The sequence below is a fragment of the Prosthecobacter sp. genome (genome assembly GCF_020439865.1).
GTDB lineage: Bacteria > Verrucomicrobiota > Verrucomicrobiia > Verrucomicrobiales > Verrucomicrobiaceae > Prosthecobacter.
Genome location: NZ_JAGRPF010000070.1, coordinates 21847 through 27846 on the forward strand (window position 1 = coordinate 21847; position 6000 = coordinate 27846).

Sequence of the window (6000 nt, forward strand, 5' to 3'; positions counted from 1 at the left end):
CTTCACCAGATCACACAGCCTGGAAAGGCAATGCTACGCCTCAATCCTGCCCCTGCCGAGCATTCGATCCAAGTGCCGGACGGCATCGGTTACTTCGACGAGCAAAAGGCGCTGCGAATCCACACTCGCAATCTGCCTCACTGGCGCCAGGAGGCCGCAACCTACTTCGTCACCTTCCGCCAAATCGACTCCATTCCAGTTGAGGTTTGGGCGCGCATGAAACGTGAAGCCGCGGCGTGGCACGCACGGGTGGATCTTGCCATTCAAAGCCATGGTGCCTTACCTCCCGCACTCGCTTTGAAATGTGAGGCATTTCAGCGAAGCCAATGGCTGCAGGCGGAGCGGACTGCCGACGAATGCCATGGCTCGTGCCTTCTCCGTCAAGAATCTGTGAGGCAGATCGTCAGCGACGCCCTTGTGTTCTTCGAGGGCACGCGCCAGTCCATGCACGCCTTCGTGGTGATGCCAAATCATGTGCATCTTCTGGTGACACCGTCGCCCGGCAGGTCACTCGACAAGCTCACGCAGTCATGGAAAGGCTTTACGGCTCGCGAGATCAACGGCCACCTCGGCAGGGTGGGTGCACTGTGGCAGCAGGAGAGTTTTGATCGCATCGTGCGTCACTCTGCGCATTTCCAGAAAATCGTCCGCTACATTTGGAACAATCCATCGAAGGCGAGGATGGGCGCCGGACAAGCAACGGTAGGTATCGCCGAAGAATGTCTCGGTCCAGCGAGCGATACGCTTCGTGAGGAGCCGCCGCTCATCGAAGGCGATGAGTGGTAGCTGTAGCATAGGCTTTCCAGCCTGTGTTCTGGGAGCTACTGTGCCTTACCATATCGAGATGCGTCCTTCACAGTCTAGAAAGGCTATGCTACTTCCACTCCTCATCAAAATATCCCGCCGCCACCGGTTCCTCGACATCGACCTTCACCACCGCCCAATCGCCAAGTCGCGGGAACAGCAGGTAATTGAAGGCCGCAAACTCATTCTCGTGAAACGTATGGCCGCTGTTGATGACGATATAGCGATTCGACGCAAGCGGGCTGGCGCAGATAAAAACGGGGGCGTAATCGGCAAACGGTTGTTTTCGATCACCCAACTGCACTTCCTCGTGCGTCCATGTCATGGGCAACTTCGGAAGCGCCTTGGCGATCCATGAGTTGCTGCCGGGATCGCCAAAGAGAATGAGATGCTTGTCGCGCACATCCGCCTCGGTCACATCGGTGTCGTTCTTCACTGGCAGATCGGCGCGCATGTAGCGCGCCCATTCGTATTCGAAGCGTTTCAGGTTCTCCTGTGCCCACGCGTTCACCTTGGCATTCCACGGCTTTCCCGTGCCACGCACGCAGAGGAAGGGCGTGGCAAACGCATCATCGATGGGGCCTTCCAGGCCGGGTTGCTTGCCGGTGAGCGCAATTTCATCGCGCAGACCATCGCAGCGCCATGTGTCGCCGCTTTTGGAGAACACTAGAGCTTTGCCACCGGGCTGTTTGGGCAAGGCGATCTCGGTTCCGTCGATTCGCAGCTTCGAAACCGCTCGATGCAGAGCAAAGCGAGTGATGTTGCGCGCCTCGCCCACTTCGATCACATCACCATCGCTCACGCTCGCTCGAAACTCCGCTCGCTCGTAGTGCTTGCCGAGCGCGAGCAGTTCCAGCCAGTGACAGCGGTTGTATTTGAGCGTCCACGTCACGAAGCGCATCTGCTTCGGATCGTGATCGAGTCCTTTGGCCGCGTATTCACCGATGCGGCGCATCTGTTCGGTGTGCGTCTTTGGATCAATTACATGACCGGTGCCGTGAGAGATGAGATTCACGAAGGGAATGCCCTCCTTCGCGAAAACCTCGCCCATGTGGACGTGCGATTGGAAAAAGACGTCCTTGTCACCGATGCAGGCGATCTCCGGCACCATGCTGGCGTTGGCGGCGTAGTCGATGGAGTCGAGCATGTGCAGACCGATCTCCTGATGCGGCGGCAGCGGACCGACCTTGATGAAATTCGGAATCGGCGTCTCGGAGAAGCGATGCGTGTCCACGTAGCCGCAATACGGCCCGATGGCGACAAAGCGGTCCGGATGCTTCAAGCCGAGGTGCCACGTGCCTGATGCACCCATGCTCATGCCACGCAGCACGATGCGGTCGCGGTCGATCTTGTAGTTTCGGCAAACCGCCTCGATGGCCTCGAACACATCCGTCTCGCCCGCCCAGCGGTAGCAGTTCTCAACACGCCCAAGCGGATGCAGTTCGATGTAATCCACATCCGGCGCGTTGCCCTTGTCATCATCGCCCTCGTCGAAGCGATTGATGAATTTCAGCTCGCTCATGCCCACCGGCTTCGAACTGCCATGCAACACAACATCAAGCCGCATGGGTTTTGCGCCATCGTAGTTCTTCGGAATGATGAGGCCGTAAGGCTGAACGGAGCCATCGACCGCGGAGATGAAGCCGCGAACCACCTTTCCCTTCTTTGCAATCCAAGGCATGTGACCCGCCTTTAACGCTTCAGTCCTTTGCGCAACGCGTGCTTGCGCTCTTTTGATGAGATCGACGTCGCTTGCTTGCAGAGCCGTGTCGTAGCGAAGCGCCCAGGTGATGCCTTTGGCAAAGACCTCCGCGTCGGCACGAAGATCGGCATTGGCCGACTGCGCCATCGTCTCGGACGCGCTCGAAAGCATCGCCTGTCTATCAGATGAAGGAATGCTTCCAGCCTGACTCAGGACAAACTCCATCGCCGTCATCGTGTCTTCGAGGTTCGTGGAATGCCCGCCGGTTTCACGATGGATGCCCAGCACTTTGCGTTTTGCCTGCTTCAGCTTCTCCGCGAGTCGCAGCACACTTTGCGGCGGCACGATCGTGTCCTGACCGCCGGTGGTGAAAGCAGTGGGCATGGTAAACCTCTCAGGGAAGAACTCGGCGCTGCGCTTCCTGTACTCCTCCGGCACCTCCGTCTTGCTGCCACCAAACGAAGCCGTTCGGGCCTCCTGAAACTTGTCGTATTCAACGAGGTTGGCGGTGCCGTTGAGACTGCAAACGCCTGCGATCAAATCTGGATGCAGTGCTGTGAAGGTGAGCGCCGCGGTGCCGCCCATCGAACCACCGGCGATGAACACGCGGCTCACATGATGCCGTCGTTTGATCTCGGTGATGATTTGAACCACATCCGCCTCCGCCTTGGGACCCAACCAGGATGTTTTGGCGCGATAGTCGGGTGACACGACTATGAGTCCGTATTTCGCCGCGGCATCGCGAACGCCCTGGCATTCACCGCGCTTGTCCCTGATGAACTGCCAGCGATCCGACCCGTGCCCGTGCAGCGCGATCACGACATCGTGCGACATCCGATCATCGAACTCGGGAGGCAGGAGCTCAACGTAGCGCTCCGAGGAACCGTCGATGTCCGCCGTGAACACCACGTCCGTAGGATCCGCGGCGTGACCGATGGTGATCGCGGCGAGCAGCCCCAGGGATACGATGAGCCCGCGAATGTTCATTGTTTGGCAAACGGCGTGGCAAAGACCGGAGCGGCTCCTGTGCGCTTCAATTCGACCTTCAGTTTGTCGCGATACTCCTCCAGCATGGAGCGAAACGAGGCATCCAGAGCGAGATTCTTCAGTTCCTGCGGATCTGACTCCAGATCGTAAAGCTCCTCCATCTCGTCCGGCACCAGCGTGTTGACGTATTTGTATCGGCCCTGCCGGAGAAACTGCCACCATGGCACATGGTTCCGCGGTGTGACCGCCTTGCTAAGCACATCTTCGGGGAGGGCATCGCCAAAGCGAAATCCAATGTGCTCCATCATCACCGGACGGTCGGAACCCGAGGAAGGATCGCGCAGCAGCGGGCGAAGGTCGTGACCATGCATCTCCCACGGCAGCGGCACCTGCGCGAAACCGAGAAGCGTCGGGATGACATCGACAATCGTCGCAGGTTGCTTGCACACGCCGCCCTTGGCGATCGGTCCGGGAAGGCGAAATAACAGCGGCATGCGCAGGCAGGCATCATATGGACCGACCTTCCATGCGAAGCCGTGCTCGCCCCACGCAAAGCCCTGATCGGAGGTATAAATGATCAGCGTGTTGTCGAGCTGGCCGGATTCCTCCAGCGCACGTCGAAGCTCGCCGACGCCTTCGTCCACCGCACTGACGAGCCGGTTGTAAGCACGCACCACATCTGGCAGCGGCTTGCCTCCATAGCGCGGCGAACCATCCTCGGCCGTTTTGAACATCGTGTATTCATGCATGTAGGCCGGCTTGTGCGGACGCGGGCCGAAGATGTCGGCAGGAATCTCCACCGGCGCATCGGTGTAGAGGTCCTTGTGGCGCGGATGGGTCGTGTTCGGCAGGTGCGGCGCGTTGTAGCACAGCCAGAGCATCCATGGCTTGTCGTGCTTCTGGCGGATGAAGTCGGAGGCGAACCGCGTGAACACATCGGTGGTGTAGCCGGGCACCGTTTTCGGCGGCGCACCGTCGATGGAGAGATCCTGATTGTTGTACCAGTCGCCTTTGATGACGTTTTGATCCCACACAACCGAGTGATCCCACCAAGTACCATGACCGGCGTTCTGTCCGATGTGCCATTTGCCAATGTGCGCCGTGGTGTAGCCGCTCTTGCGGAGCTCCGCAGGCCAGAAGCGCACTGCTTGTGGATCGTAGGCCTCCCCTTTGGCCGTGACGCCTCTCAAATGAACGCCGTGAATGCCATGCGGCAGCAAGCCCGTCATCACGCAGGCCCGGCTGGGCGAGCACCACGATGCGCCGTACGCGGTGGTGAAACGCACGCCTTCAGCGGCAATGCGATCGATATTCGGCGTGTGAACCCACGGCCACGCACCTTCATCGCGATAACAGCCTAGCGTCCGCTGGCTCTGGTCATCGGTGTAGATGAAAAGGATGTTCGGTCGTGACGTCTCCGCCGCCAGCACGCGCATAACCGAGAGAATCCAAACGAAAGCAGCAACCGTCTTCATGGCTTGGATGCAGGTGGTGAACGAGTGACCTTGGCGCCTTTCGCGGCATTGAGCTCCTGCTTCCATCCCTCCACTTCGTTCGAGCCGATGGTCACCTCGGCTCCGTCGTGCGCCCAGATCGCCTGATTGGCGGGCGGCTTGGTGCCGCCCCCTCTGCCAAAGAAATGATTATCGCGAATGTCGGCCTTGCCTTTGACCAGAATGCCCGCGATGCCGCCACCTCGAATGGTGTTGCCGGTGATTGTAGCCGAGCATCCTCCCAGCACCACGATCATCGGAGGCAGCCCACCCTCGCGGGAAAGCTCGTTACCTTGAATGATCGCTTCTGAGCTTCCTACGACGCCGATGGCAACGAGCTTGTTGTTGATGATTTTATTGTTCAGCAAAGTGGGACGCGCGCCTTCCTCGACGCCAATCCCTGCCATCGCATTGTCGCGACATTCGTTGTTCTCCACGACAGGGCGTGTGTCCGCTCCCGTGCGGATGCCGATGCCGGCACGGCGGTTGTGGAAGCAACGATTGCCGGTGACTTTTGGCGATGAACCTTCGCTGACGCCGATGCCGGCGCGGACGTTGTCATTGCAGAGGTTGTTACGAATGACGGGGCTCGCTGCGTCGCAACCGATGCCGGCGTAGAAATTCTCGTAGCAGGTGTTGTCCTCGATCACAGCCGTGGAGCCCTTCATCGATCCGATCCCGCCGCCCATGTTGCGATAACAAACATTTCCAGAGATCCGCGACGTGATCTTCTCGCCCGTGATTGCGATGCCGGTGTAGCCGATGTGGTGGACGATGTTGTTCAACACGCTGCACTCCGTATTGACCGCGATGCCCGGCTTGCCCGCCTCGCCAATGTGCTCGTGCGGCTGCTCATTGCCCTGCGTGTCAAAATGATGCTGCCAGACCTTTTCGTCATACTTCCCGACGCCAGTGACCGTGAATCCGTCCAACACCGCCTTCTCCGCCATTTCGACACCGCCTTCGAGGATGGTCGCCTCGGCCCGTTTGAGACCGGTTTTGCCTTTCTCGTCG

General features: G+C 59.2%; 4 protein-coding genes. 1 reads left to right on the forward strand and 3 read right to left on the reverse strand.

The features are described from left to right. Positions 1-30 precede the first annotated feature (30 nt). Complete coding sequence (locus tag KDL09_RS07315) at positions 31-786, forward strand: transposase (protein WP_294383233.1); 756 nt, start codon at positions 31-33, stop codon at positions 784-786. An 88-nt stretch (positions 787-874) separates the two neighbouring features. Here KDL09_RS07315 and KDL09_RS07320 read toward each other — a convergent pair whose 3' ends face one another. The 3 genes from KDL09_RS07320 to KDL09_RS07330 form a co-directional block, all read right to left on the reverse strand. After that, complete coding sequence (locus tag KDL09_RS07320) at positions 875-3493, reverse strand: prolyl oligopeptidase family serine peptidase (protein WP_294383235.1); 2619 nt, start codon at positions 3491-3493, stop codon at positions 875-877. Beyond that, positions 3490-4968: a sulfatase-like hydrolase/transferase gene (locus KDL09_RS07325; RefSeq protein ID WP_294383237.1), complete on the reverse strand. Its 1479-nt coding sequence runs from the start codon at positions 4966-4968 to the stop codon at positions 3490-3492. The genes KDL09_RS07320 and KDL09_RS07325 overlap by 4 nt, the downstream gene beginning before the upstream one ends. Then, the coding region (locus KDL09_RS07330; protein WP_294383238.1) for a right-handed parallel beta-helix repeat-containing protein at positions 4965-6000 on the reverse strand (1036 nt) is incomplete at its 5' end. The genes KDL09_RS07325 and KDL09_RS07330, both read right to left, overlap by 4 nt.

Coding starts and splice junctions, on each gene's coding strand:
- KDL09_RS07325 (WP_294383237.1), bottom strand. CDS start 4,968: ATGAAGACGGTTGCTGCTTTCGTTTGGATTCTCTCGGTTATGCGCGTG.
- KDL09_RS07315 (WP_294383233.1), top strand. CDS start 31: ATGCTACGCCTCAATCCTGCCCCTGCCGAGCATTCGATCCAAGTGCCG.
- KDL09_RS07320 (WP_294383235.1), bottom strand. CDS start 3,493: ATGAACATTCGCGGGCTCATCGTATCCCTGGGGCTGCTCGCCGCGATC.